26 protein-coding genes are annotated in these 23,240 nt (G+C 70.7%); 7 read left to right on the top strand and 19 right to left on the bottom strand.

Annotated features, from left to right (window positions below; all coding sequences use genetic code 11):
- Nucleotides 1–97 precede the first annotated feature (97 nt).
- Entirely contained in the window at nt 98–1,525 is a 1,428-nt protein-coding gene (locus tag A6P39_RS31330; protein ID WP_067048637.1) for a hypothetical protein, read from the bottom strand.
- 276 nt (nt 1,526–1,801) lie between these two features.
- Here A6P39_RS31330 and A6P39_RS31325 point away from each other — a divergent pair, with 276 nt between their 5' ends.
- Nucleotides 1,802–3,628, top strand: coding sequence for an endonuclease/exonuclease/phosphatase family protein (locus A6P39_RS31325; protein WP_067048634.1), 1,827 nt, complete (start codon nt 1,802–1,804; stop codon nt 3,626–3,628).
- A gap of 9 nt (nt 3,629–3,637) precedes the next feature.
- Here the strand turns inward: A6P39_RS31325 and A6P39_RS31320 are convergent, their stop codons facing one another.
- From A6P39_RS31320 to A6P39_RS31305, 4 genes are all read right to left on the bottom strand, one after another.
- Nucleotides 3,638–4,375, bottom strand: coding sequence for an SRPBCC family protein (locus A6P39_RS31320; RefSeq protein WP_067048630.1), 738 nt, complete (start codon nt 4,373–4,375; stop codon nt 3,638–3,640).
- Nucleotides 4,376–4,389: 14 nt separating this feature from the next.
- The gene (locus tag A6P39_RS31315) at nt 4,390–5,043 is read right to left on the bottom strand and encodes a helix-turn-helix domain-containing protein (protein ID WP_067048627.1); all 654 of its coding nucleotides are present in this window, start codon (nt 5,041–5,043) and stop codon (nt 4,390–4,392) included.
- A 109-nt stretch (nt 5,044–5,152) separates the two neighbouring features.
- A complete protein-coding gene (locus tag A6P39_RS31310; RefSeq protein ID WP_067048623.1) occupies nt 5,153–5,830 on the bottom strand; it encodes a hypothetical protein in 678 nt (225 codons plus the stop codon).
- Nucleotides 5,827–5,982: a hypothetical protein gene (locus A6P39_RS31305; protein WP_199840856.1), complete on the bottom strand. Its 156-nt coding sequence runs from the start codon at nt 5,980–5,982 to the stop codon at nt 5,827–5,829. Before A6P39_RS31305 ends, A6P39_RS31310 begins: the two co-directional genes overlap by 4 nt.
- A 168-nt stretch (nt 5,983–6,150) precedes the next feature.
- On the opposite strand from A6P39_RS31305, the gene dapA reads away from it, so the two are divergent.
- Nucleotides 6,151–7,053 carry a 4-hydroxy-tetrahydrodipicolinate synthase gene (dapA, locus tag A6P39_RS31300; RefSeq protein WP_079133514.1) on the top strand — a complete coding sequence of 301 codons (903 nt, stop codon included), beginning with the start codon at nt 6,151–6,153 and terminating at the stop codon, nt 7,051–7,053.
- Between the two features lie 203 nt (nt 7,054–7,256).
- Here dapA and dapD read toward each other — a convergent pair whose 3' ends face one another.
- From dapD to A6P39_RS31285, 3 genes are all read right to left on the bottom strand, one after another.
- Nucleotides 7,257–8,243: a 2,3,4,5-tetrahydropyridine-2,6-dicarboxylate N-succinyltransferase gene (dapD, locus tag A6P39_RS31295; RefSeq protein WP_067048620.1), complete on the bottom strand. Its 987-nt coding sequence runs from the start codon at nt 8,241–8,243 to the stop codon at nt 7,257–7,259.
- 73 nt (nt 8,244–8,316) lie between these two features.
- A complete protein-coding gene (locus A6P39_RS31290; protein ID WP_067048617.1) occupies nt 8,317–8,850 on the bottom strand; it encodes a TetR/AcrR family transcriptional regulator in 534 nt (177 codons plus the stop codon).
- On the bottom strand, nt 8,850–9,173 hold the full coding sequence (locus tag A6P39_RS31285) for a DMT family transporter (protein WP_067048614.1): 324 nt from the start codon (nt 9,171–9,173) through the stop codon (nt 8,850–8,852). The genes A6P39_RS31290 and A6P39_RS31285 overlap by 1 nt, the downstream gene beginning before the upstream one ends.
- 106 nt (nt 9,174–9,279) lie before the next feature.
- On the opposite strand from A6P39_RS31285, the gene A6P39_RS31280 reads away from it, so the two are divergent.
- A complete protein-coding gene (locus A6P39_RS31280) occupies nt 9,280–10,077 on the top strand; it encodes an AbfB domain-containing protein (protein WP_067048976.1) in 798 nt (265 codons plus the stop codon).
- A gap of 59 nt (nt 10,078–10,136) precedes the next feature.
- On the opposite strand, the gene A6P39_RS31275 is transcribed toward A6P39_RS31280, so the two are convergent.
- The 8 genes from A6P39_RS31275 to A6P39_RS31240 are packed head-to-tail and all read right to left on the bottom strand — an operon-like array spanning nt 10,137 to nt 16,686.
- A complete protein-coding gene (locus A6P39_RS31275; protein ID WP_067048611.1) occupies nt 10,137–10,469 on the bottom strand; it encodes a metal-sulfur cluster assembly factor in 333 nt (110 codons plus the stop codon).
- Nucleotides 10,466–10,933 carry a Fe-S cluster assembly sulfur transfer protein SufU gene (gene sufU, locus A6P39_RS31270; protein ID WP_067048608.1) on the bottom strand — a complete coding sequence of 156 codons (468 nt, stop codon included), beginning with the start codon at nt 10,931–10,933 and terminating at the stop codon, nt 10,466–10,468. Before sufU ends, A6P39_RS31275 begins: the two co-directional genes overlap by 4 nt.
- Before the next feature lie 16 nt (nt 10,934–10,949).
- Nucleotides 10,950–12,206 carry a cysteine desulfurase gene (locus A6P39_RS31265; RefSeq protein ID WP_067048605.1) on the bottom strand — a complete coding sequence of 419 codons (1,257 nt, stop codon included), beginning with the start codon at nt 12,204–12,206 and terminating at the stop codon, nt 10,950–10,952.
- Nucleotides 12,203–12,967 (bottom strand): Fe-S cluster assembly ATPase SufC, encoded by a 765-nt coding sequence (gene sufC, locus A6P39_RS31260; RefSeq protein WP_067048602.1) that lies wholly within the window; start codon nt 12,965–12,967, stop codon nt 12,203–12,205. Before sufC ends, A6P39_RS31265 begins: the two co-directional genes overlap by 4 nt.
- 7 nt (nt 12,968–12,974) lie before the next feature.
- Nucleotides 12,975–13,295 (bottom strand): non-heme iron oxygenase ferredoxin subunit, encoded by a 321-nt coding sequence (locus tag A6P39_RS31255; RefSeq protein ID WP_067048599.1) that lies wholly within the window; start codon nt 13,293–13,295, stop codon nt 12,975–12,977.
- Nucleotides 13,292–14,476 carry a Fe-S cluster assembly protein SufD gene (sufD, locus tag A6P39_RS31250; protein WP_067048596.1) on the bottom strand — a complete coding sequence of 395 codons (1,185 nt, stop codon included), beginning with the start codon at nt 14,474–14,476 and terminating at the stop codon, nt 13,292–13,294. Before sufD ends, A6P39_RS31255 begins: the two co-directional genes overlap by 4 nt.
- Before the next feature lie 57 nt (nt 14,477–14,533).
- On the bottom strand, nt 14,534–15,955 hold the full coding sequence (gene sufB / locus A6P39_RS31245; RefSeq protein ID WP_067048593.1) for a Fe-S cluster assembly protein SufB: 1,422 nt from the start codon (nt 15,953–15,955) through the stop codon (nt 14,534–14,536).
- Complete coding sequence (locus tag A6P39_RS31240; RefSeq protein ID WP_067048590.1) at nt 15,952–16,686, bottom strand: helix-turn-helix transcriptional regulator; 735 nt, start codon at nt 16,684–16,686, stop codon at nt 15,952–15,954. Before A6P39_RS31240 ends, sufB begins: the two co-directional genes overlap by 4 nt.
- A 183-nt stretch (nt 16,687–16,869) precedes the next feature.
- On the opposite strand from A6P39_RS31240, the gene A6P39_RS31235 reads away from it, so the two are divergent.
- The 4 genes from A6P39_RS31235 to A6P39_RS31220 are packed head-to-tail and all read left to right on the top strand — an operon-like array spanning nt 16,870 to nt 20,482.
- Nucleotides 16,870–17,670 (top strand): aminoglycoside N(3)-acetyltransferase, encoded by an 801-nt coding sequence (locus tag A6P39_RS31235; protein WP_067048587.1) that lies wholly within the window; start codon nt 16,870–16,872, stop codon nt 17,668–17,670.
- A 46-nt stretch (nt 17,671–17,716) separates the two neighbouring features.
- On the top strand, nt 17,717–18,640 hold the full coding sequence (locus tag A6P39_RS31230; RefSeq protein ID WP_067048583.1) for an ABC transporter ATP-binding protein: 924 nt from the start codon (nt 17,717–17,719) through the stop codon (nt 18,638–18,640).
- Nucleotides 18,637–19,425, top strand: a complete 789-nt coding sequence (locus tag A6P39_RS31225) for an ABC transporter permease (protein ID WP_067048581.1) — start codon at nt 18,637–18,639, stop codon at nt 19,423–19,425. Before A6P39_RS31230 ends, A6P39_RS31225 begins: the two co-directional genes overlap by 4 nt.
- A 46-nt stretch (nt 19,426–19,471) precedes the next feature.
- The gene (locus A6P39_RS31220) at nt 19,472–20,482 is read left to right on the top strand and encodes a COX15/CtaA family protein (protein WP_067048578.1); all 1,011 of its coding nucleotides are present in this window, start codon (nt 19,472–19,474) and stop codon (nt 20,480–20,482) included.
- A 41-nt stretch (nt 20,483–20,523) separates the two neighbouring features.
- Here A6P39_RS31220 and A6P39_RS31215 read toward each other — a convergent pair whose 3' ends face one another.
- The 3 genes from A6P39_RS31215 to A6P39_RS31205 all read right to left on the bottom strand — a co-directional run bounded on the left by A6P39_RS31215 (nt 20,524) and on the right by A6P39_RS31205 (nt 23,090).
- Nucleotides 20,524–21,630 (bottom strand): amidohydrolase family protein, encoded by a 1,107-nt coding sequence (locus A6P39_RS31215; RefSeq protein WP_067048575.1) that lies wholly within the window; start codon nt 21,628–21,630, stop codon nt 20,524–20,526.
- A 91-nt stretch (nt 21,631–21,721) separates the two neighbouring features.
- Nucleotides 21,722–22,042, bottom strand: a complete 321-nt coding sequence (locus A6P39_RS31210; protein ID WP_067048973.1) for a hypothetical protein — start codon at nt 22,040–22,042, stop codon at nt 21,722–21,724.
- Nucleotides 22,043–22,133: 91 nt separating this feature from the next.
- Entirely contained in the window at nt 22,134–23,090 is a 957-nt protein-coding gene (locus A6P39_RS31205; RefSeq protein ID WP_067048572.1) for a heme o synthase, read from the bottom strand.
- Between the last annotated feature and the right edge of the window lie 150 nt (nt 23,091–23,240).

The raw sequence follows: 23,240 nt of genomic DNA, 5'->3' as shown, positions 1-23,240 counted from the left end.
GGTACGACCACGGATCAGGCGAACGAATTAATCACCGCTCCCGCGGGGCCGGTGACCTCCACCCGGTTCGGGGACTCCCGCCCTGCCAGGAGGCCTCTCAACTCCCTTGCTGGGAGCGTGCCTTGAAGGCCGCCTTCCTGGCTTCCTTCGCCACCTTCTTGTCCGGGTGCAGCCGGCCCATCGCCTCGAGCACATCGGCGGTGGCCTGGTGCTCCACGCGCCAGGCCGCGGCGAAGAACCCCCTGTGCTGCGCGGCCAGCCCCTCGACCAGGGCCTGCAGTTCCTCGGAGTTGCCCTCGGCCGCGAGCTGCGCGGCGACCGTGTCGATGGTCAGCCAGAACACCATCTCCTCGGACGGTGCCGGCACCCCGGCGGCGCCCTGTTCGGTCAGCCACACCCGGGCGAGGCCTCCCAGCTCCGGATCGTCCAGCACCTCCCGCAGCGCCGGCTCGGCCTCCCCGCCGATCAGCGACAGGGCCTGCTGGCAGCGCAGCCGCCGCAGCGGCGCCCCTTCGTCCGCACCCCGGGCGGCGGCGAGCAACTCCCGTGCCGCGGCGAGCGGTTCACGCCGCGTCAGCCACTGCTCGGTCTCGGCCTGGGCGGCGGACGGCCCGAATCCGGCCGTGCCGTCGAGCAGGACGTCCGCGCCCTTGTCGGCGAGTTCACCGACGGCCGGCGCCGCGAACCCGGCGTCCAGCAGCCGTGCCCGCAGCCCGTACGCGCCGAGCGGGGTGAGCCGGACCATGCCGTAGCGGGAGACATCGGTGTCGTCCACCGGCGCGGCGGGCTCCTGGTCGGCGTCGGCCATGAGTGCCTCGTCCACCGGCTGGTAGGCCACGAGCCCGATCGGCTCCAGCGCCCGGAACTGGTCGTCGAGCCGCATCATCGCGTTGGAGACCTGCTCCAGGACGTCGTTGGTGGGCTCGCCCATGTCGTCGGGGACGATCATCGAGGCGGCGAGGGCGGGCAGCGGAACGGGACCGTCGCCGGGGCCGTCCTCACTCACGGTCAGCAGATAGAGGTTGCCGAGGACGCCGTCGAGGAACTCCGCCTCGACCTCCGGGTCCCAGTCGAGTGACGAGAAATCGACCTCGCCGCCCTCCTCCAGCGCGTCGACCAGGTCGTCCAGGTCGGGTACGGCGGCATCGGCGAGGACGGTCTCCAGGGCGGCGAGCCACACGGTGAGCACATCGCGCGGGGAGCCGCCGGTGAGCAGCGCCAGCTCCTCCCCCGCCCGGACCGTGCCCTCCTCCTCGTCCACGATCTCGACCAGTGCGGCGTCCACCGCGACCCGCCAGGCCTCACTGGCGCACGCGGCGGCGTCGTCCCCGGTCAGTCCGAGCAGTTCGGCGGCGGCCGGAAGCTGTTCCTCGACCAGTGCGCCGCCGGCGTCCACGCGGGTGGCGGGGCCGGCCCAGCGGGCGAGGCGGACGGCGCGGGAGAGCAACGGCGTGGACAGCGCGGCGCGCGCCAGCTCCGCTTCGGGGTGCAGCCGCACCGGCGGCAGGGGGGAGCTGTCTGACATCGGCTGGTTCTCCTCGGACCGTGAACGGGCTCGACCGCTCAGCCTAGACGGATTTCCACCCATGCCGCCCGGTTCATCTCTCCGTCGGCCACCGTACATGGCCGAAACCTTGACAACTCCCCTACGCAGGCTGGAGATTGACGCGCGTAGAAATCGGGGGACAACTGTTCACTCGGCTCTACGCGTGTCACGGAGGGCGACGAGCCCCGCACGCTCCCGTTCCGCCCTCGTGTCCCACCTCGTACCGGCGCTTCGTCACGTCCCCGGAGGGATCCCTTGCCGAGCAGGTCTTCCGCGCGCCTCGCCGCGCTCACCGTCGCCGCCGTCTGCAGCGCGGCGTCGGCCGTCGTGCTCACCTCGCCCGCGCACGCCGACTCGGTGCGCATCCACGACATCCAGGGCACCACCCGAATATCGCCTCTCGCGGGCCAGCAGGTGACGGACGTGCCCGGCATCGTCACGGCCACGCGCACGTACGGCTCCTCCAGAGGTTTCTGGATGCAGGACCCGAACCCGGACGACGACCCGCGCACCAGCGAGGGCGTGTTCGTCTTCACCGGCTCCACGCCGAAGGCCGCGGTCGGCGACTCGGTGACGGTGACCGGCACGGTCTCCGAGTACGTCCCGGGCGGCACCTCCTCCGGCAACCAGTCGCTGACGGAGATCACCAAGCCGGCGGTCACCACCGTCTCCACCGGCAACGCGGTCCCGGCGCCGGTCGTCATCGACGCGAAGTCGGTCCCGAGCGCCTACGCGCCGGCCGGCAGCGCGGCCGCGAACGGCTCGATCAACGCGCTGACCCTGCAGCCGTCGCAGTACGCCCTGGACTACTACGAGTCCCTGGAGGGCATGAACGTCCAGGTCGAGAACACCCGCGTGGTCACCCGCACCGACCCCTACAGCGAGCTGTGGGTGACGGTGAAGCCGCACGAGCACCGCAATCGCCGCGGCGGCACGGTCTACGGCTCCTACGACTCGCAGAACACCGGCCGGCTCCAGATCCAGTCGCTGGGCCCGAGCGCGGACTTCCCGAAGGCGAACGTCGGCGACACGCTGCAGGGCACCACCACCGGCCCGCTGGACTACAACCAGTTCGGCGGCTACACACTGGTCGCGAACCAGCTCGGCACGCTGAAGAGCGGCGGGCTGCAGCGCGAGACCACGCGCAAGCAGTCGGGCCGTGAGCTGGCGGTGGCGACGTACAACGTCGAGAACCTCGACCCGTCGGACAACACGTTCGACCAGCACGCCGCGGCGATCGTGAACAACCTGCAGTCGCCGGACATCGTGTCCCTGGAGGAGATCCAGGACAACAACGGCGCCACGGACGACGGCACGGTCGACGCGAGCGTGACGGTGAACAAGCTGATCGACGCGATCGTCGCGGCGGGCGGCCCGAAGTACGACTGGCGCTCGATCAACCCGGTCAACGACCAGGACGGCGGCGAGCCGGGCGGCAACATCCGCCAGGTGTTCCTGTTCAACCCCGCACGGGTGTCCTTCGTGGACCGCCCCGGCGGCGACTCCACCACCGCGGTCGGCGTCACCAAGGTGAACGGCAAGGCCGAACTGACGGCCTCGCCGGGCCGGATCGACCCGGCGAACGCGGCCTGGAAGGACAGCCGCAAGCCGCTGGCCGGCCAGTTCGTCTTCCACGGCAAGACCGTCTTCGTGATCGCCAACCACCTGGTCTCCAAGGGCGGCGACCAGGGCCTGGCCTCGCAGTACCAGCCGCCGGCGCGCAGCTCGGAGGTCCAGCGCCACGCGCAGGCCACCGAGGTCAACGCGTTCGTGAAGGACATCCTGAAGGTCCAGAAGAACGCGAACGTCATCGCGCTCGGCGACATGAACGACTTCGAGTTCTCCGGCACCGCGAAGATCCTCGAGGGCGACGGCGAGCTGTGGTCGGCGATCAAGTCCCTGCCGAGGAGCGAGCGTTACACCTACGACTACCAGGGCAACGAGCAGGTCCTCGACCAGATCCTGATCAGCCCGGCGATCCGCTGCGGCGGCGACTTCGAGTACGACAGCGTGCACATCAACTCGGAGTTCAACGACCAGATCAGCGACCACGACCCGCAGGTGCTGCGCTTCCGCCCCTGATCAGGGTGGTCACGCCTGGCTGAACACCCCGTTCAGCCAGGCCTGCCACGCCCTCTCGTTCGTCTCGGCGTCGGCGTCCGGCGCGAAGTCGTGGATGCTGATGCCGAGCGGGGCGCCCCAGTGGCCGCGCCCGAAGAACCGGATGAGGGCGCTGTCGGTGCGCAGCCCGATGAAGTACGGGCTGCGGTAGTCGAGTACGGCGTCCAGGGTCCGCCCGGCGGGTCCCTGGACGGCGGCCTTCGCGCCGGCGGCCGCGTCGTCCGCGAGGCCCAGGGCGTGGGCGACGGCGGCGAGCGCCTCCTGGGTCGCCGAGGCCGCGGGCCCGTTCAGCTGGGCGAAGGTGACCGGCCGGGGCGCGAAGTGCGTGAGGTACTCGCACAGGGTGTGCAGATAGAAGTTGGTGTGCTTGCTCGCGCCGTCGTACTGGTTGTTCCAGTCGTCGGTGAAGATGCCGCTGTGCACATAGCGCACCCAGGCGCGGCGGCCCTCGTCGCGGGGCTCGATGGTGTAGTCGAGCTGGTTCAGGGACTGGGTCGGGAATCCGACGTCCTCGCTGCGGTTGGTGTAGCGGTGGGGCGGGTCCCAGGCGGTGACGGTGGATCCGAAGGGTCCCGAGCCGCCGACCCGGGGCTCGGGCGGGTCCATCGGCCACAAATAGCCACCGGTTCCGGTGGTGACGGCCTCCCAGACCTTCTCGGGCGGGACGTCGACCTCGAACTCGCGGACGATCTCGAATTCCTTGGACATGGCGGGGCTCCTGCTTACTGGTCCAGTGCGGGGGTGGGCTGGTCCTCGGCCGCGGGGTCCTCGGCCGCAGGCTCCTTGACCGTGGGCTCCTTGACCGTGGGGTGGAGGGCGACGACGATCCGGTGGTCGCGGCCGCCCTCGGCGCCGGGGGCGTCGTACTTGCGGACGAGGGCGCTCACGCCCGCCGTCAGCTCCTGCACGAAGGCCGCGCGGTCGGCGGCGGAGGCGAAGCGGACCTGGCCGTCCAGGGCATAGGTCGCCAGCCGCTTCCTGGCCCGGGCGGCGCCGGTGATCAGCGCGCCGACGTCCCGCACCAGGCGGGCGCCGAGCGCGAGCAGCCAGCGCGCGGAGAGCTGGTCGCGGAACCGGTCCGGGTCGGGCTGCACGGCGGGCAGGGCGGCGGGCGAGATGACGTACGACGCGGCGGTCGCGCGCATCAGCCGCTCGGTGACATTGCCCTTGCGGCGCTCTCCGGCCAGCTCGACCAGGCCGTGCCGCTCCAGCGCCTTGAGGTGGTAGTTCACCTTCTGCCGGGGCAGCCCGACCTTGCCGGCCAGCATCGCCGCCGACGCGGGTGCGGCGGCCAGTTCGGCGAGCAGCCGGGCCCTGATGGGGTCCAGCGACACGGCCGCCGCCTCGGGGTCCTCGATCACGGTCACGTCCAGCATGCGTCCACCCTCGCACCGAAAACTTTTTTTGTCCAGACGGATCGAGTTTTCGGTGCGAGGGTGTGCGCGACGCGAGGACACCGCCCTCTCGTCAGGCCGGGTCCGGTCCTCAGGGGCCGCGTTCGCCGAGGCGGGCGAGCTGGCTCTGGAACCAGTCGAGGCGCGCCTGCAACAGCGCGGCCTCGGCGACGAGTTCGGGCACGCCCGGCTCCGCGCCGGACGCCGGCCCGGCCGACGGGAGTCCCGTACCGCCGCCGCGCGCCACGACCTTCAGCCCCTCCCCGGCCAGCCGGGCGAAACCGGCGAGCGAGACGGACGTACGGCCGCGCACACAGCCGGCGCAGACGGGGACGAGGGCACGCCAGCCGGGGCGGCCCCAGCCGGCGTCGGCCAGCGCGACGGCGGTGGCGCCGCAGGCGCACGGACCGGCGGTGGCCGTGCGCACCCGCTGACGGGCGTAGCGGAATCCGCGCTCGAAACGGATGTAGGCGCCGAGCACGGTGACCTCCAGCAGGAGTGCCGTGCGGTGCTCGGCCGTGCACAGCATCGCCTCGGCGGCGGCGCGGTCATGGACGCAGTGGAAACCGCAGTCGCACAGCCGCGCGGGCGGGCGGTGCCGTCGGCCGTAGACGCAGGCGGCGGCGTCGAGCACGCCGTACGGCAGCGCGCCGCCGAGCGACACACCGGTGAACCCGGCCCTGGTGCCGTCCTGGGACAGCACCGGGTGGGCGATCTTGTATCCGTTCGGCGGCTCCGCCGGGCGTTCCGCCGGGAGCCGCAGCCTCATCGTGCGGCCGGGACCTCTTCGCGGGCCGGCTCGGCCGGTTCGACGGTGACGGCGTCCGCACGGAGCGGGATCTCCTCTTCGCGAACGGCCTCCTCCCGGATGAGCGGCCGCTCCTCGGCGACCCCGGTGGCCAGTGCCTTGCCGAGCTTCATGGTGCCTCCCATGAGTGACGTCGGTGACCCTTCGGCCATAGTGACCCATGAGGGGCCGAGTTGGACACAGGGCAACCGGCCGTCGACCCGGTCTCGTCAGCAATGCTTATCAATATCTCTAAGAAGAATTAAGTAGAGCTTCACCGTGATGCTGCCGAGACTACTCCTATGACGAGCACCCGCACCCCCGCCCGGCCCTTCGGCCGCACCCTCTGCGCGATGATCACGCCCTTCACCGAGGCGGGCGCCCTCGATCTGGACGGGGCCCGGGACCTGGCCGCGCACCTGGTGGCCGAGGGCTGCGACGGCCTGGTGCTGAACGGCACCACGGGCGAGTCGCCGACCACCACGGACGCGGAGAAGGCGGAACTGGTCGCGGCCGTCCGGGAGGCGGTCGGCGACGGGGTGCCCCTGGTCGCGGGCGTGGGCAGCGCCGACACCCGGCACACCGTCGAGCTGGCGCTCGCGGCGCAGAAGGCGGGCGCCGACGGGGTGCTGGTCGTGACGCCGTACTACAGCCGGCCCCCGCAGGAGGCGGTGGAGGCGCACTTCCGCCAGGTCGCGGACGCGAGCGGGGTGCCCGTGATGCTCTACGACATTCCGGGCCGCACCGGCACCCGGATCGAACCGGACACGGTGATCCGGCTCGCGGAACATCCGCGGATCGTGGCGGTCAAGGACTGCTCCTACGACTTCCTCGGCACCCAGAAGGTGCTGGCGCACACGGAGTTGGCGTACTACGCGGGCTGCGACGAGCACGTCCTGGCCCTGTACGCGACCGGCGCGGCGGGCTGTGTCAGCACGGTCGCGAACGCCGTCCCCGGCCCCGTCGCCGCGATCCTCGAGGCCTTCGACGCGGGCGACACGGCCCGGGCGCGCGAACTCCAGCTGCGCGCCACGCCGTTGATCGAGGCGATGATGGCCGCGGGCCTGCCGGGCACGGTCACCGCCAAGGCCCTCCTCACCCGCCTCGGGCTGCCCGCAGGCCCGGTGCGCGCACCGCTGCTGCCGGCCGGCCGCGAGAGGGCCGACGGACTGCTGGCCCTGTACGAGGAGTTGGCGGCGGCCTGAAGTTCCGCCGGCCGGACCACGCGCCTGACCGTACGGAGTCCCCCCGTGAGCCGCCCCCTGCTGTTCCTGGACGTCGCAGGGGCCTGGTCGCCGAACGCCCGGACGGCGTCCACGGGAGGACGGAGGCGAGCGTGGCGTACGCCGGGAGCGCGGGAAGGGCCCTCCACCGCGCGGTGAAGGGCCCTTTCGCCAGGTGGCGTGCGTCAGTTGTGGCTGTGCAGGATGTCGTTCAGGCCGCCCCAGACCGCGTTGTTCGGGCGGGCCTCGACGACGCCGGTGACCGAGTTGCGGCGGAAGAGGATGTTGGAGGCGCCGTTGAGCTCGCGGGCCTTGACGATCTGCCCGTCGGGCATGGTGACCCGGGTGCCGGCGGTGACGTAGAGACCGGCCTCGACCACGCACTCGTCGCCGAGCGCGATGCCGACGCCCGCCTCGGCGCCGATCAGGCAGCGCTCGCCGATGGAGATGATCACGTTGCCGCCGCCGGACAGGGTGCCCATGGTGGAGGCGCCGCCGCCGATGTCCGAGCCGTTGCCGACCACGACACCGGCGGAGATGCGGCCCTCGACCATCGAGGTGCCGAGCGTGCCGGCGTTGAAGTTGACGAAGCCCTCGTGCATGACCGTGGTGCCCTCGGCCAGGTGCGCGCCGAGGCGGACCCGGTCGGCGTCGGCGATGCGGACGCCCTTCGGGGCGACGTAGTCCGTCATGCGCGGGAACTTGTCGACCGAGGTGACCTGCAGGTGCAGGCCCTCGGCACGGGCGTTCAGGCGCACCTTCTCGATGTCGTCCACGGCGACCGGGCCGAGCGAGGTCCAGGCGACGTTGGCGAGGTGGCCGAAGATGCCGTCCAGGCTCTGGCCGTGCGGCTTGACCAGGCGGTGCGAGAGCAGGTGCAGGCGCAGGTAGGTGTCGTGCGCGTCGATCGGCTTCTCGTCCAGCGAGGCGATGACCGTGCGGACCGCGACCACCTCGACGCCCCGGCGGGCGTCCGGGCCGACCGCCTTGGTCGCGCCGTCGCCCAGCAGCTCGGCCGCCCGCTCGGCGGTCAGCCGCTCGGTGCCGGCCGGGCCCGGCTGCTCGACCAGCTCGGGGGCCGGGAACCAGGTGTCGAGGACGGTGCCGTCGGAGGCGATCGTGGCGAGGCCGGCGGCGACGGCGCCGGTGGTGCGGGAAGCAGTGTCGGTCATGTACCAAAACCTAACGTGAGCCGGGTCGCGGAGGCGAACCGGTGCCGGGCCGTCTCACGTGCCGGGCGCGGCTTCAGGGGATCAGACGGGCGAGCGCGGTGCGCGCGTACTCCTCGTCGTAGGAACCGCCCGTCAGCAGCACCTGGAGACAGATGCCGTCCATGAGCGCGACGAGCGCCCGGGCCGTGACCGGATCGGTGCGCCGGGCGAGCAGCGCGGCGGCGGCCTCGGTCCACTCGGCGGCGACGGGCCGCAGCGCGGGCCGGCGCAGCGCGGCCAGATACAGCTCGTACTCCAGCTCCACGCCGGTGCGCTCGCCGCCGAGCCAGTCACCGAGCACGCCGGCCAGCTCCGCGGCCAGGTCCTCCTGGCCGCCTTCCGGCAGCCGCTCGGCGAGCACCCGCCCGAAGCCCTCGTTCGCCTGCCGCAGCGCGGCCACCATCAGCTCTTCGAGGGTGGCGAAGTGGTACGTCGTGGAGCCGAGCGGGACGTCCGCCTCGGCGGCGACGGAGCGGTGGCTCAGCCCGGCGATGCCGTCCCGGCCGGCCACGCGGATCGCGGCGTCGATGATCCGCTGCCGCCGCTCGGGGTCGTAGCGCCGGGGCATCAGTGACTCGCCCCGCCCAGGTTCAGCACCACGACTCCCCCGATGATCAGCAGGATCCCGGCGACCTTGGTGGCGTTCAGCCCCTCGCCGAACAGCAGCAGCCCGAGGACGGCGATGGTCGCGGTGCCCACCCCGGACCAGATCGCGTACGCGGTGCCGATCTGCACGGTCTTCAGCGTCTGGGCGAGCAGCGCGAAGGAGACGACGTACCCGAGCGCCGTCACGAGCGAGGGCCCGGGCCGGCTGAAACCCGCGCTGAACTTCATCGCCGTCGTCGCGGCGACCTCGGCGGCTATGGCGCCGACGAGCAAGAGGTATCCCATGCGTACGAGCGTACACAACGGATGCGTACGGGCGTACACAACTAGAAAGTTTCACTTTCATAGAAACCGCTCGCTGGAGGCCCTCGGGCCACTAATGTGCGGGCTCATGCCCGACCACACCCCCCATCCCTGGGAGACCGGCTGGAGTGCCGACGCCTCCCGGCCCCCCGGCACCCGAAGACTCTGGCTGGCCGGTGCGCTGGCCCTCGCGACGGTCGCCGCCTGCGTCACCGCCCTGGCCGTGAACGACAGGCCCCCGAGGACCGAAGCCACCCCGGAGGCGGCCGCGGGCCCCACGGACCACGGCCCCGGCCTGCTCTCCTTCGCCTCCCCGTCGGGGAGTACGCCCGCTCCCGCGGACGGCAGGAGCGCCATGACGCGGACGACCCCGCGGGCGCTCTCCTCCCCCTCGGCCGCAGCGAAGCCCTCCCCCGCCAACTCACCGGCAAGCCAGGGAAGTTCGCGGAGCACACCGGATCCGGCGGCGAGCGGCATCTCCGTCCGCTCCGTCAACTACCCGGACCGCTACTGGCACCTCAGCGGTGACTACGTGAAGCTCGACCCGGTCAGCTCGCCGGCCGACCGCCGCGCCGCGCGCTTCACCGTCGTCAAGGGCCTTGCGGACAGCGGCTGTTACTCCTTCGCCACGGCCGACGGCGGCTACCTCCGTCACCGGAACTTCCTGCTGCGCGCCGAACACGACGACGGCACCGGGCTGTTCCGCGAGGACGCCACCTTCTGTCCCCGCCCCTCGCCCCTCGGCGGGGCGACCATGCTGGAGTCGGTCAACTACCCCGGCCGCTTCCTGCGCCACCAGAACTTCCAGCTGAAGCTGGACCCGTACCAGAACAGCGATCTGTACCGGGCCGACTCGGCGTTCCTGCTCGTGGACGCACTGGCCTGAACACATGAGAGAACGGCGGCACCCGCATCGGGTGCCGCCGTTTCACGCACGCGGTGGTGTCAGACGTTGAACCCCAGCGCCCGCAGCTGCTCGCGGCCGTCATCCGTGATCTTGTCCGGACCCCACGGCGGCATCCAGACCCAGTTGATGCGCAGCTCGCTGACCAGGCCGTCCGTGGCGGACTTGGCCTGGTCCTCGATGACGTCGGTCAGCGGGCAGGCCGCCGAGGTCAGGGTCATGTCGACGGTCGCGATGTTGGACTCGTCGATGTGGATGCCGTAGATCAGGCCGAGGTTGACGACGTCGATGCCCAGCTCGGGGTCGACCACGTCCATCAGGGCCTCGCGGAGTTCCTCCTCCGAGGCCGGCTTCATCTCGAGGGTGTCGCTCATGCGGTCTTCCTTTCGGCTTCGGCGCCACCCAGCGCCTGGGCCGTCGCGTCCTTCCACGCCATCCAGCTCAGGAGGGCGCACTTGACCCGCGCGGGGTACTTGGAGACACCGGCGAACGCGACCGCGTCCTCCAGCACCTCCTCCATCGCGTCGTCCGGCTCGATCCTGCCCTTGGACTGCATCAGCTCCAGGAAGGTCTCCTGGATCTTCTGCGCGTCGGTCAGCTCCTTGCCGACCAGCAGGTCGTTGAGGACGGAGGCGCTGGCCTGGCTGATGGAACAGCCCTGGCCCTCGTAGCTGACGTCCTCGATTCTCGTGCCGTCGTACTTCACTCGGAGGGTGATCTCGTCGCCGCAGGTCGGGTTCACGTGGTGCACCTCGGCGTCGCCATCCCTCAGACCACGCCCGTGCGGGTTCTTGTAGTGGTCCAGGATGACTTCCTGGTACATCGAATCCAGCTTCACCGTTTCAGCACGCCCCTCAGCCGAAGAAGTTCCGTACGTGCTCCAGGCCGTCGACCAGTGCGTCGATCTCGGCCGGCGTGGAGTACAGATAGAACGACGCTCGCGTGGTCGCAGGAATTCCGTAGCGCAGGCAGACGGGACGGGCGCAGTGGTGGCCGACGCGGACCGCTATGCCCTGCTCGTCCAGGACCTGGCCCACGTCGTGCGGGTGGATGTCGCCCAGCGTGAAGGAGATCGCGGCGCCCCGGTCCTCGGCCGTGGTCGGGCCGATGATCTTCAGATCCGGGACCTTCTGCAGACGCTGGACCGCGTACTCGGTCAGCGCGTGCTCATGGGCGAGGATCTTGTCCATGCCGATCGACTGCAGGTAGTCGATCGCCGCGCCGAGGCCGACCGCCTGCGCGATCGGGGGCGTGCCCGCCTCGAACTTGTGCGGCGCCGGGGCGTACGTCGAGGAGTGCATCGAGACCGTCTCGATCATCTCGCCGCCGCCCAGGAAGGGGGGCAGGTCCTCCAGCAGTTCCTGGCGGCCCCAGAGCACACCGATGCCGGTCGGGCCGCACATCTTGTGGCCGGTGAAGGCCACGAAGTCGGCCTGCAGGGCCTGCACGTCCAGCGGCATGTGCGGGGCGGCCTGCGAGGCGTCGATGCAGACCAGCGCACCGACCTCCTGGGCCCGGCGGATGATCGCCTCGACCGGGTTGACCGTGCCCAGGATGTTCGACACCAGCACGAAGGAGACGATCTTCGTCTTCTCCGTGATGACCTCGTCGATGTTGGACAGGTCGAGCCGGCCGTCGTCGGTGAGGCCGAACCACTTCAGCTTCGCGCCCGTGCGCTGCGCGAGCAGCTGCCACGGCACGATGTTGGAGTGGTGCTCCATCTCCGTGATGACGATCTCGGTCTCGTGGTCCACGCGGTAGGGCTCCTCGGCCCAGCCCAGCATGTTCGCCACGAGGTTCAGCGACTCGGAGGCGTTCTTGGTGAAGATCACCTCGTCGCGGCTCGGCGCGTTGATGAACTCGGCGACCTTGTCGCGCGCGCCCTCGTACAGCGCCGTGGCCTCCTCGGCGAGCACATGCACACCGCGGTGGACGTTGGCGTTGTGCTGTTCGTAGTACTCGGAGAGCACGTCGAGGACCTGACGCGGCGTCTGCGAGGTCGCCGCGTTGTCCAGGTACACGAGCTTCTTGCCATCGTGGAGCACTCGGTCCAGGATCGGGAAGTCCTTGCGCAGCGCCTCGGTGTCGAGGAGGCCCGGCAGCTGTGTCACGCGGATACGCCACCCTTCGTGTATGCCTCGTAGCCCTCGTCCTCCAGCTTGTCGGCGAGTTCGGCACCGCCGGACTCGACGATCCGGCCGCCGGAGAAGACGTGGACGAAATCGGGCTTGATGTAGCGCAGGATGCGCGTGTAGTGCGTGATCAGCAGGGTGCCGACCTCGCCGGTCTCGCGGACGCGGTTGACACCCTCGGAGACGATGCGCAGCGCGTCGACGTCGAGGCCCGAGTCGGTCTCGTCCAGGATCGCGACCTTCGGCTTGAGCAGCTCGAGCTGGAGGATCTCGTGGCGCTTCTTCTCACCGCCGGAGAAGCCCTCGTTGACGTTGCGCTCGGCGAAGGACGGGTCCATGTTGAGGCGCTCCATGGCCTCCTTGACCTCCTTCACCCAGGTGCGCAGCTTGGGGGCCTCGCCGCGGACGGCGGTGGCGGAGGTGCGCAGGAAGTTGGAGACCGAGACGCCGGGGACCTCGACCGGGTACTGCATCGCCAGGAACAGGCCCGCGCGGGCGCGCTCGTCGACGGACATCTCCAGGACGTCCTCGCCGTCGAGCAGCACGGTGCCCTCGGTGATCGTGTACTTCGGGTGACCCGCGAGCGAGTAGGCGAGGGTCGACTTGCCGGAGCCGTTGGGGCCCATGATGGCGTGCGTCTCGCCCTGCTTCACGGTGAGGTCGACGCCCTTGAGGATCTCCTTCGTGGCGTTGTCGGCCTCGACGGTGACGTGCAGGTCTCGGATTTCAAGCGTTGCCATGGGTGCCTCAGGACTCCTGGGTGAGGGAGACGAGAACGTCGTCCCCTTCGATCTTTACGGGGTATACGGGGACGGGACGCGTGGCCGGGAGGCCGGACGGTTTGCCGGTGCGCAGGTCGAAGGAGGAGCCGTGCAGCCAGCACTCGATCTGGCAGTCCTCCACCTCGCCCTCGGAGAGGGAGACGTTCGCGTGGGAGCAGATGTCGTAGATCGCGAACACCTCGCCCTCGGTCTTCACGACCGAGACCGGCGTGCCGTCGAGTTCCACCCGCTTCGGGGTGTCCTCCTCCAGCTCGCTCAGCCCGCAGGCGCGTACGAAGGTCGTCATGCGACGGACGCCTCCAGCTCCTCCTCGATCTTGGCGAGCAGGCGCTCCTCGATGTCGGCGACACCGATCTGCTGGACCAGCTCGGCGAAGAAGCCGCGGACCACCAGGCGGCGGGCTTCGTGCTCCGGGATGCCGCGGGCCATCAGGTAGAAGAGCTGCTCGTCGTCGAAGCGGCCGGTGGCGGAGGCGTGGCCGGCACCGACGATCTCGCCGGTCTCGATCTCCAGGTTCGGCACGGAGTCGACCCGGGCGCCGTCCGTCAGGACCAGGTTCCGGTTCATCTCGTACGTGTCGGTGCCCTCGGCCTTGGCCTCGATGAGCACGTCGCCGATCCACACCGCGTGCGCGTCGTCGCCCTGCAGCGCGCCCTTGTAGACGACGTTCGACTTGCAGTGCGGGGTGTTGTGGGTGACCAGCAGGCGGTGCTCCTGGTGCTGCCCGGCGTCGGTGAAGTACAGGCCGAACAGCTCGGCCTCGCCGCCGGGGCCCGCGTACTCGACGCGCGGGTGCAGGCGGACCACGTCACCGCCGAAGGTGACGACCACCGACTTGAAGGAGGCGTCCCGGCCGACCAGCGCGTTGTGCTGGGCGATGTGGACGGCCTTGTCGTCCCAGTCCTGGACGGAGACGACGGTCAGCTTGGCGCCGTCACCGAGGACGTAGTCGACGTTGGCGGCGAGCACCGCGTCACCGGTGTGGTCGATGACCACGACGGCCTCGGCGAAGGCGCCCAGCTCGATCACCTGGTGGCCGAAGGCGGTGCCGCCCTGGCCGTGCACCGCGATGCGGATCGGCTCGGCGAGGACGGTCTCCTTCGGGACGGTCACGACGGAGGCCTTCTCGAAGGCGGAGTACGCCTGCGCGGCGACGCGGTCCACCGGGGTGCCCGCCTTGCCGATCCGGGCGTCGTCGCGGCCGACGGTCTCGACGCTCACGCCCTCGGGGGCCTGGACGTCGACCTTCACGCCGTCGCCGTTCGCCACGGCGGTGCCGTCGTGCAGCCCGCGCAGCCGCTCCAGCGGGGTGAACCGCCACTCCTCCTCACGGCCGTGCGGGACCGGGAAGTCCGCGACGTCGAAGGACGGAGGCGCGCTCATGCGCGTGGCGACGGTCGACTCGGCGGCCACCGCGATCTGGCCGGCGGTGGTGGAGCCCACCGGGATGTTCTGAGCCTCAGCCATGGCTGTCGGTCTGCTCGCTTTCTTACGTAAGGGCTTGATGGGAACGGCGGCAGGGGCTTAGCCGACCGCGCCTTCCATCTGGAGCTCGATCAGCCGGTTGAGTTCGAGGGCGTACTCCATGGGCAGTTCCTTGGCGATCGGCTCGACGAAGCCGCGCACGATCATCGCCATCGCCTCGAACTCGCTCAGACCGCGGCTCATCAGGTAGAAGAGCTGGTCCTCGGAGACCTTGGAGACGGTCGCCTCGTGGCCCATGGACACGTCGTCCTCGCGGACGTCCACGTACGGGTACGTGTCGGAGCGGGAGATGGTGTCGACGAGCAGCGCGTCGCACAGCACGTTCGACTTGGATCCGGCGGCGCCCTCACCGATCTCGACCAGACCGCGGTAGGACGTACGACCGCCACCGCGCGCCACGGACTTGGAGACGATGTTGGAGGACGTGTTCGGCGCCATGTGGACCATCTTGGAGCCGGCGTCCTGGTGCTGGCCCTCGCCCGCGAAGGCGATGGACAGGGTCTCGCCCTTGGCGTGCTCGCCCATCAGGTAGACGGCCGGGTACTTCATCGTCACCTTGGAGCCGATGTTGCCGTCGATCCACTCCATGGTCGCGCCCTCGTAGGCCACGGCGCGCTTGGTGACCAGGTTGTAGACGTTGTTCGACCAGTTCTGGATGGTCGTGTAGCGGCAGCGGGCGTTCTTCTTGACGATGATCTCGACGACCGCGGAGTGCAGCGAGTCCGACTTGTAGATCGGGGCCGTACAGCCCTCGACGTAGTGCACGTAGGCACCCTCGTCGACGATGATCAGGGTCCGCTCGAACTGGCCCATGTTCTCCGTGTTGATACGGAAGTAGGCCTGGAGCGGGATCTCGACGTGGACGCCCTTCGGGACGTAGATGAAGGAGCCGCCCGACCACACGGCGGTGTTCAGGGCTGCGAACTTGTTGTCACCGGCGGGGATGACGGTCCCGAAGTACTCCTTGAAGAGTTCCGGGTGCTCCTTGAGCGCGGTGTCGGTGTCGAGGAAGATGACGCCCTGCTCCTCCAGGTCCTCGCGGATCTGGTGGTAGACGACCTCCGACTCGTACTGGGCGGCGACACCGGCGACGAGGCGCTGCTTCTCGGCCTCCGGGATGCCCAGCTTGTCGTAGGTGTTCTTGATGTCCTCGGGCAGGTCCTCCCAGGACTCCGCCTGCTTCTCCGTGGAGCGCACGAAGTACTTGATGTTGTCGAAGTCGATGCCCGACAGGTCCGAGCCCCAGTTCGGCATGGGCTTCTTCTCGAACAGCTTCAGGCCCTTGAGGCGGAGCTTGGTCATCCACTCCGGCTCGGACTTCTTGTCCGAGATGTCCCGGACGACCTCGTCGTTCAGGCCACGGCGCGCGGACGCACCGGCCACGTCGGAGTCGGCCCAGCCGTATTCGTACTTGCCCAGGCCCTCGAGCTCAGGGTGGGCAGTCTCCGTGGGGAGAGTCATGCGGGGTTCCTCCCGGCCGTGCTTGCAGGTGCGTCAGTGGAAATCTTGGGGATGAACGTCGTGCAGACGCCGTCGCCGTGCGCGATGGTCGCCAGTCGCTGGACGTGTGTTCCGAGCAGCTCGGCGAAGATCTCCGTCTCCGCCTCACAGAGCTGCGGGAACTGCTCCGCGACATGGGCGACCGGGCAGTGGTGCTGGCACAGCTGCTCGCCGACCGGTGCGCTGCGCGCCGTAGCAGCGTACCCGTCCACGCTCAAGGCCTTGGCCAGGGCTTCGGCACGCTTGTCCGGCGTGACGGCCTCGATCGCCTTGCGGTAGGCGCCTGCCTGCGCGGTGATCCGGGCGCGGGCGAAGGCGGCGACCGCCTCGGGGCCGCCGCCCTGTTCGGCGATCCAGCGCAGGGCGTCGGCGGCGAGCTTGTCGTACGACTGGTCGAAGGCGTCCCGGCCGCAGTCGGTGAGCGCGAAGACCTTCGCGGGGCGGCCGCGCGTGCGCGTGCCGTACACCCGCTGTTCGCGCGCCTCCACGACGTCGTCGGCCACCAGGGCGTCCAGGTGGCGCCGGACGGCGGCCTGGGTCAGCCCCAGCCGGCCGGCCAGCTCGGCGACGGTCGACGGGCCGTGGTCCAGGATGGACCGCGCGACGCGGTTGCGCGTGGAGCGCTCACCGGTCGCGAGTTCCTCCTGCGGGGCCCCCAGGGGGGCCTCCGGAGCCTCGCCGACGTTTTTCACAACGCCATTGTTGCGTAATTCGGCGGAGCCTGACAAGCGCCCTCCGGATCATCGGACGGTGCCCTGCATCACTTAGGCATACCTAACGTGACCTGCGGAAATGATCTTTGATCGATCATCCGGGAAAGGCCGCACGGCCAATTCGGTGGCACCGCGCGGACCCGTCCGGAAGACTCCCGAATCATGCCCGCACCCCCTCCGACCGGCCCACTTGTCACCCGGGACACCATCGCCACACAGCTGCGGCTGCTGGGGGTGAGGACCGGTGAGATCCTCCTCGCGCACTCCTCGCTCAGCTCGCTCGGATGGGTCAACGGAGGCGCGGTCGCCGTCGTCCAGGGTCTCCTCGACGCCCTCGGCCCGGAGGGCACCCTGGTCGTCCCGGCCCAGTCCGGCGACCTGTCCGACCCGGCCGCGTGGACGAACCCGCCCGTGCCCGAGGAGTGGTGGGACCGGATCCGGGCCACCATGCCCGGCTACGACCCGCTGATCACCCCCACCCGCGGGGTCGGCGTGATCCCGGAGACCGTGCGGACCTGGCCCGGCGCGCTGCGCAGCGCCCACCCGCAGACCTCCTTCGCCGCCGTCGGCCCGCACGCGCGCGAGATCACCGACGGCCACGCGCCCGACTGCCGGCTCGGCGAGCGAAGCCCGCTGGCCCGGCTGGAGAGGCTCGGCGCCCGGGTCCTGCTGCTGGGCGCGGGCTACGGCGCCTGCACCAGCTTCCACCTGGCCGAGTACCGGATACCTTCGCCCCTCGTGCAGGTCGGGCGGCCCGCTCCGGGCGGCGGCTGGGAATCCGTGACCGAGATCTCGATCACCTCCGACCGGTTCGACGAGCTGGGCCACGACTTCGAACGGGACCGGGACGTCGTACGGGGCAGGGTGGGCGCGGCGCAGGCACGGCTGTTCCCGGTGGCGGACGCGGTGGCCTACGCCGAACGCTGGCTGCCGCTGCACCGTCCCCGTGCGGAGGAGATCTAGCACCCCGGCTCCGGAGCGCCCCGCGCTCTCCCTAGACTCTGGATCCATGCGAAGTGACCCTGTGGTCCAGGTCCAGGCCCTGGTGAAGCGGTACGGCACGAAGACCGCGGTGGAGGGCCTCGACCTGGTGGCCGGGGCGGGCGTGACCGCCGTCCTGGGTCCCAACGGTGCGGGGAAGACGACCACGGTCGAGACCTGCGAGGGGTACCGGAAGCCGGATTCCGGCACGGTGCGCGTCCTGGGCCTCGACCCGGTGCGGCAGTCCGCCGAGCTGCGCCCCCGTATCGGTGTGATGCTCCAGTCCGGGGGCGTGTATTCCGGTGCCCGGGCCGACGAGATGCTGTGGCACGTGGCCAGGCTGCACGCGCATCCGCTGGACGTGGACGCGCTGATCGAGCGCCTGGGGCTCGGCAGCTGCGGGCGGACGAGCTACCGCCGGCTCTCCGGCGGCCAGCAGCAGCGGCTCGCGCTCGCCATGGCCGTCGTCGGCCGCCCGGAGCTGGTGTTCCTGGACGAGCCGACGGCCGGCCTCGACCCACAGGCCCGCCGGGCCACCTGGGACCTGGTGAAGGACCTGCGCGCTGACGGCGTCTCGGTGATCCTCACCACCCACTACATGGAAGAGGCCGAACAGCTCGCCGACGACGTGGCGATCATCGACGGCGGCAAGGTCATCGCCCAGGGCTCCCCGGAGGAGCTGTGCAAGGGCGGCGCCGAGAACACCCTGCGCTTCACCGGCCGCCCCGGCCTCGACGTCGGCTCCCTGCTCAAGGCGCTCCCGGACGGCTGCACGGCCGCCGAGCTGACCCCGGGCGCCTACCGGGTCGTCGGCAAGGTCGACCCGCAGCTGCTGGCCACGGTCACCTCGTGGTGCGCCCAGCACGGCGTGATGCCCGACCGGATCTCGGTCGAGCGGCACACGCTGGAGGACGTCTTTCTCGAGCTGACCGGCAAGGAGCTGCGCTCATGACCACCGCCACGGGTACGTACACCCCCAAGCCGGGTGCGGCGCCGCTGCCCCGCATGATCGGGGCGCAGGCGGCGCTCGAGACCAGGATGCTGCTGCGCAACGGCGAGCAGCTGCTGCTCACGGTGGTCATCCCGACCCTGCTGCTGGTGCTCTTCAGCTCCGTCGACATCGTCGACACCGGCAAGGGCAAGGCGGTCGACTTCCTCACTCCCGGCATCCTGGCCCTCGCCGTGATGTCGACGGCGTTCACCGGGCAGGCCATCGCGACCGGCTTCGAACGCCGCTACGGCGTGCTCAAGCGGCTCGCCTCCTCGCCGCTGCCCCGCTGGGGCCTGATGACCGCGAAGACGGCGTCCGTGCTGGTCACGGAGGTCCTCCAGGTCATCCTGCTGACGGTGATCGCGTTCGCGCTGGGCTGGCACCCGCACGGCGCCGGGACGTTCACGAGCGTGCTCGCCGTCCTGCTCCTGCTGATCCTCGGCACGGCCGCGTTCTCCGGGCTCGGGCTGCTGATGGCGGGCACCCTGAAGGCGGAGGCGACGCTGGCCGCGGCCAACCTGGTCTTCCTGCTGCTGCTCGTCGGCGGCGGGGTCATCGTCCCGCTGGACAAGTTCGGCCCGGCCGGGCAGCACGTCCTCGGGCTGCTGCCGATCTCGGCGCTGTCGGGCGGGCTGCGGGACGTGCTCCAGCACGGGGCCGGGATGCCGTGGGGCGACCTGGGGATCCTGGCCGCGTGGGCGGTCGTCGCACTGGCCGCGGCCGGACGGTTCTTCCGCTGGGAGTGAGGGGATGGCGGACCCTCGTGAAAGTGTGCACAAGCGGCGGCCTACCATGGTGCGCGTGCCAAAGCTGACCCGCGCCGACGCCGTAGCCGCCCTGCGCAACCCGCTCGCCTTCATCGCCGAACGCTGGACTCCGGAGCCCCGGACCGTGCAGCGGGCGGCCCTCGCCGCGCTCGTCATGTCGGTGGTCATCGTGGTCACCGGCGGTGCCGTGCGCCTGACCGGCTCGGGCCTCGGCTGCCCGACCTGGCCCGAGTGCACCGACGGATCGCTGACGCCGACGACCGCGCTGAGCTATCACAGCGCCATCGAGTTCGGCAATCGCATGCTGACGTACGTGCTGTGCGCCGCGGTCGGCTGGGCGATCATCGCCGTACGCTCCGAGAAGCCGTACCGGCGCAGCCTGACCCGGCTGGGCTGGGCGCAGTTCTGGCTGGTGATGGGCAACGCGGTGCTGGGTGGCATCGTGGTGCTCGTCGGCCTGAACCCGTACACGGTCGCGGCCCACTTCCTGCTGGCCACGGCGCTGATCACGGTCGCCGTGGTGATGTGGCAGCGCACCCGCGAGGGCGACGGCGCGCCCCGGCCGCTGGTCGGCAAGGCGGTGCAGCAGCTGGTGTGGTTCCTCGTCGCCGCCTCCGCGGTGCTGATCGCGGCCGGCACGGTCGTCACCGGTGCGGGCCCGCACGCGGGCGACTCCAGCGACGTCAAGCGCATCCCGATCGACTGGGAGACGGTCGCCAAGCTGCACGCCGTGCTCGCCTGGATCGTGGTGACGCTCACCTTCGCCCTGTGGTTCGTCCTCAAGGCGGTCGACGCCCCCAAGGGCCCGCTGGAGCGGACGCGGGACCTGTTCGTGATCCTGCTCGCTCAGGGCGTCATCGGCTACGTCCAGTACTTCACCCACCTGCCCGAGATGCTCGTCGGCCTGCACATGCTGGGTTCGTGCCTGGTGTGGACCGGCGTCCTGCGCATCCTGCTGTCCCTGCGCGAACGCCCCGAGACCGTCGTGGACCTGCCGGGGCCGGCCGCCGAGGTGACGGTGGGCACGCGCGCCTGAGCCGCCTCGGCGCCGTGCGTGGTGAGCGGCGTCCGGCCTGCTCACCCCAGCCCGTAGACCCGGCGCGCGTTGTCCGCCGCGACCATCCGGGCCACCCGCTGGGCGTCCTCCAGGGACCAGGCGTCCTCGGCCACCCAGGTGCCCAGGACACGGCTGAGGGCCTCGCGGAAGAGCCGGGCGCCGACGACGTGCAGTTCGGGCAGGCCATGGGCGCCGGTGGAGAAGAGGATCTTGCCGAAGGGGGCCAGTTCCAGGATCTCGGCGAGGACCGTGGCGGCACGGGCTCCGGTGCGGACGAGTGCGGCGCCGGAGTCGGTGTGGACGTGCGCGAAGACCCCGGCCAGGTGGGCGGCGTGGCGGTGGTACGGATAGCCGTGCAGCAGGATCAGATCGGTGCCGAGTCCGGCCGTGGCCCGCACGAAGTCGGTGAGCAGCACCGGGTCCGTACGGTCGATGCGGGAGCCCGGCTCGCCGAGTCCCGCGTGCAGCTGGAGCGGGAGTCCGGAGGCGACGGCGATCCACAGCAGGTGCCGTAGCAGCACGGGGTCCGTGAGCGCCCCGCCGACCCGGCGCCCGGCCAGCCAGCGGCCCGCCGCGCCGCGCACCTCACCGGGCCCCGGCGGCTCCGGCGCGAGGGCGAGGCCGTGCCGGAGTCCCGCGACGGAAGTGAAGGCGACGGCGTTCGCGGCGGCGACGTGCACCGACTCGGCGAGGTTGGAGAGGAAGGACTCGACGGTGCCGGAGGTGTCGGCGACCTGTTCCGCGAGCAGCTCGAGCCGGATGATCTCGTGGGCCTCGGCGAACCCGGCGGAGGCCATCTCGGCGGGGCCGGTGAGATCGCCGGGCAGTCCGGTGTCGACCAGGTACGTCGTGATGCCGCTGCCGCGCAGCAGCCTGCGGTCCGCTTCCAGGACGCCCAGTTCCCGGCGCCGGGCCAGATAGCGCGCGGGCGGGCAGTGGGGTTCCAGGCCGAGCAGGGGCGGGCACCAGCGCCGTACGGCGAAGCCCGTCTGGGTGTCGAAGAGGGTGGTGCCGGGGGCCGGCGGGCCCTCGGTGCGGGCGAGTTGGGCCTCGAAGGTGCCAAGGCCCAGCTCGGTGCGGAGCACTCCGTGGCAGTACTGGTCCACCAGGGACGGCGTTTCGATCATCCGGACTCCCCGTGAGGACGTGTGCTGCCTTACACGTCCTAACGGAGCAACGGGGCCGGAGGTCGCGGATCGGCTCGGCGGGCGGCGGTGCTCAGCCCCCGAGCTGGATCCCGGCCATCCTCTTCCACTCGTACGACCCGGTCTTCACCTTCGCCGCGAACTCGCCGTCGAAGGACTCGTGGACCGTGATGCCGGCCTTCTGCACCGCCTGCTCGGCGATGGCGTACGTGGGGGCCACCAGGTCGCCCCAGCCGCCGTCCTCGCCGACGAGGACGATCCGGGCGCCGCGTTCGCCGATGTAGGCCACCTGGCCCTCGGCGCCGCCGTGCGCCTTGGCGAAGGCGCTGATCTGGTGGGCGAGCCGGGACACCTTGCGCTCGGCCCGCGCGTCAACCTGCTGCGTGTCTGCCATGGCCAGGATGCTACCCACGAGTAGATCAAACGGCGACGGGAGGTGCGTGGCCTTGGCCACGCACCCTCCCGTCGGAAGAACTCCGGGGGCGTCAGCGCAGGAACGGGTCCACCGCGACGGCGACGAAGAGGATCGACACGTAGGTGATCGACCAGTGGAAGAGGCGCATCTCCTTGAGCTTCACGCCCGTCACCTCGGCCTTCGCCCGGTTCTGCAGGCCGTGCGCCTCCCAGAGCCAGAAGCCGCCGGCCGCGAGGGCGACCACCGTGTAGAACCAGCCGGTGTAGCCGAGCGGCGTGAGGAGCAGGGAGACCGCGACCATCACCCAGCTGTAGATGACGATCTGCCGGGCGACGACCTTGTTGGAGGCGATCACCGGGAGCATCGGCACGCCCACGCGCGCGTAGTCCTCCTTGACCTTCATGGACAGCGGCCAGTAGTGCGGCGGTGTCCAGAAGAACATGACGAGGAAGAGGATGACCGGCGCCCAGGACATCGAGTCCGTGACGGAGGACCAGCCGATCAGCACCGGCAGGCAGCCGGCGATGCCGCCCCACACGATGTTCTGCGACGTGCGCCGCTTGAGGAGCATCGTGTAGACGACGACGTAGAAGAGGAGCGCCCCGAGGGAGAGCCAGGCGCTCAGCCAGTTGACGGTGAGCCCGAACAGCAGCGTCGAGACGACCGCGAGGGTGATGCCGAAGGCCAGGCACTCGGGCGGGCTGACCATGCCGGTGACGAGGGGCCGCTGCGAGGTGCGGTCCATCAGGGCGTCGATGTCCCGGTCGATGTACATGTTCAGCGCGTTGGCGCCGCCCGCGGACAGGTACCCGCCGATGCAGGTGAGCAGGACCAGTTTGAGGTCCGGCACGCCCCGCTGGGCCAGGAACATCACCGGAACGGTGGTGATTAGCAGCAGCTCGATGATCCGCGGCTTCGTCAGAGCCACGAACGCCTTGACACGGGCCCCGAACGGCCGGTGAACCGGGCCCTGGCTCGCAGCACCGAGCGAGCCCGCTGGACGGGATTCGACGGCCGTCACGCACACCCCTGACAGAGACATCCCAGCAAGCCTCTCCCGTGTGAAGTACCGGTAAAGGCTCGCGCGTACCACGCCACTTTAGACGTTGCCCATACCCCGGCCTTCGCGGGGGTGGGGTCGTGTTGGCGGCCCCTCGTGAGCGGACCCCGGACAGGC

Source organism: Streptomyces sp. FXJ1.172 (assembly GCF_001636945.3).
Classification (GTDB): Bacteria; Actinomycetota; Actinomycetes; order Streptomycetales; family Streptomycetaceae; genus Streptomyces.
This window is presented reverse-complemented; position numbering and strand designations above follow the sequence as displayed.

What these genes read in the sequence shown, in the direction of transcription:
- A6P39_RS31330 (WP_067048637.1), bottom strand. Translation starts at nt 1,525, where the DNA reads ATGTCAGACAGCTCCCCCCTGCCGCCGGTGCGGCTGCACCCCGAAGCG.
- A6P39_RS31320 (WP_067048630.1), bottom strand. Translation starts at nt 4,375, where the DNA reads ATGTCCAAGGAATTCGAGATCGTCCGCGAGTTCGAGGTCGACGTCCCG.
- A6P39_RS31315 (WP_067048627.1), bottom strand. Translation starts at nt 5,043, where the DNA reads ATGCTGGACGTGACCGTGATCGAGGACCCCGAGGCGGCGGCCGTGTCG.
- A6P39_RS31310 (WP_067048623.1), bottom strand. Translation starts at nt 5,830, where the DNA reads ATGAGGCTGCGGCTCCCGGCGGAACGCCCGGCGGAGCCGCCGAACGGA.
- A6P39_RS31305 (WP_199840856.1), bottom strand. Translation starts at nt 5,982, where the DNA reads ATGAAGCTCGGCAAGGCACTGGCCACCGGGGTCGCCGAGGAGCGGCCG.
- dapA (WP_079133514.1), top strand. Translation starts at nt 6,151, where the DNA reads ATGACGAGCACCCGCACCCCCGCCCGGCCCTTCGGCCGCACCCTCTGC.
- dapD (WP_067048620.1), bottom strand. Translation starts at nt 8,243, where the DNA reads ATGACCGACACTGCTTCCCGCACCACCGGCGCCGTCGCCGCCGGCCTC.
- A6P39_RS31290 (WP_067048617.1), bottom strand. Translation starts at nt 8,850, where the DNA reads ATGCCCCGGCGCTACGACCCCGAGCGGCGGCAGCGGATCATCGACGCC.
- A6P39_RS31285 (WP_067048614.1), bottom strand. Translation starts at nt 9,173, where the DNA reads ATGGGATACCTCTTGCTCGTCGGCGCCATAGCCGCCGAGGTCGCCGCG.
- A6P39_RS31280 (WP_067048976.1), top strand. Translation starts at nt 9,280, where the DNA reads ATGCCCGACCACACCCCCCATCCCTGGGAGACCGGCTGGAGTGCCGAC.
- A6P39_RS31275 (WP_067048611.1), bottom strand. Translation starts at nt 10,469, where the DNA reads ATGAGCGACACCCTCGAGATGAAGCCGGCCTCGGAGGAGGAACTCCGC.
- sufC (WP_067048602.1), bottom strand. Translation starts at nt 12,967, where the DNA reads ATGGCAACGCTTGAAATCCGAGACCTGCACGTCACCGTCGAGGCCGAC.
- A6P39_RS31255 (WP_067048599.1), bottom strand. Translation starts at nt 13,295, where the DNA reads ATGACGACCTTCGTACGCGCCTGCGGGCTGAGCGAGCTGGAGGAGGAC.
- sufD (WP_067048596.1), bottom strand. Translation starts at nt 14,476, where the DNA reads ATGGCTGAGGCTCAGAACATCCCGGTGGGCTCCACCACCGCCGGCCAG.
- sufB (WP_067048593.1), bottom strand. Translation starts at nt 15,955, where the DNA reads ATGACTCTCCCCACGGAGACTGCCCACCCTGAGCTCGAGGGCCTGGGC.
- A6P39_RS31235 (WP_067048587.1), top strand. Translation starts at nt 16,870, where the DNA reads ATGCCCGCACCCCCTCCGACCGGCCCACTTGTCACCCGGGACACCATC.
- A6P39_RS31230 (WP_067048583.1), top strand. Translation starts at nt 17,717, where the DNA reads ATGCGAAGTGACCCTGTGGTCCAGGTCCAGGCCCTGGTGAAGCGGTAC.
- A6P39_RS31225 (WP_067048581.1), top strand. Translation starts at nt 18,637, where the DNA reads ATGACCACCGCCACGGGTACGTACACCCCCAAGCCGGGTGCGGCGCCG.
- A6P39_RS31220 (WP_067048578.1), top strand. Translation starts at nt 19,472, where the DNA reads ATGGTGCGCGTGCCAAAGCTGACCCGCGCCGACGCCGTAGCCGCCCTG.
- A6P39_RS31215 (WP_067048575.1), bottom strand. Translation starts at nt 21,630, where the DNA reads ATGATCGAAACGCCGTCCCTGGTGGACCAGTACTGCCACGGAGTGCTC.
- A6P39_RS31210 (WP_067048973.1), bottom strand. Translation starts at nt 22,042, where the DNA reads ATGGCAGACACGCAGCAGGTTGACGCGCGGGCCGAGCGCAAGGTGTCC.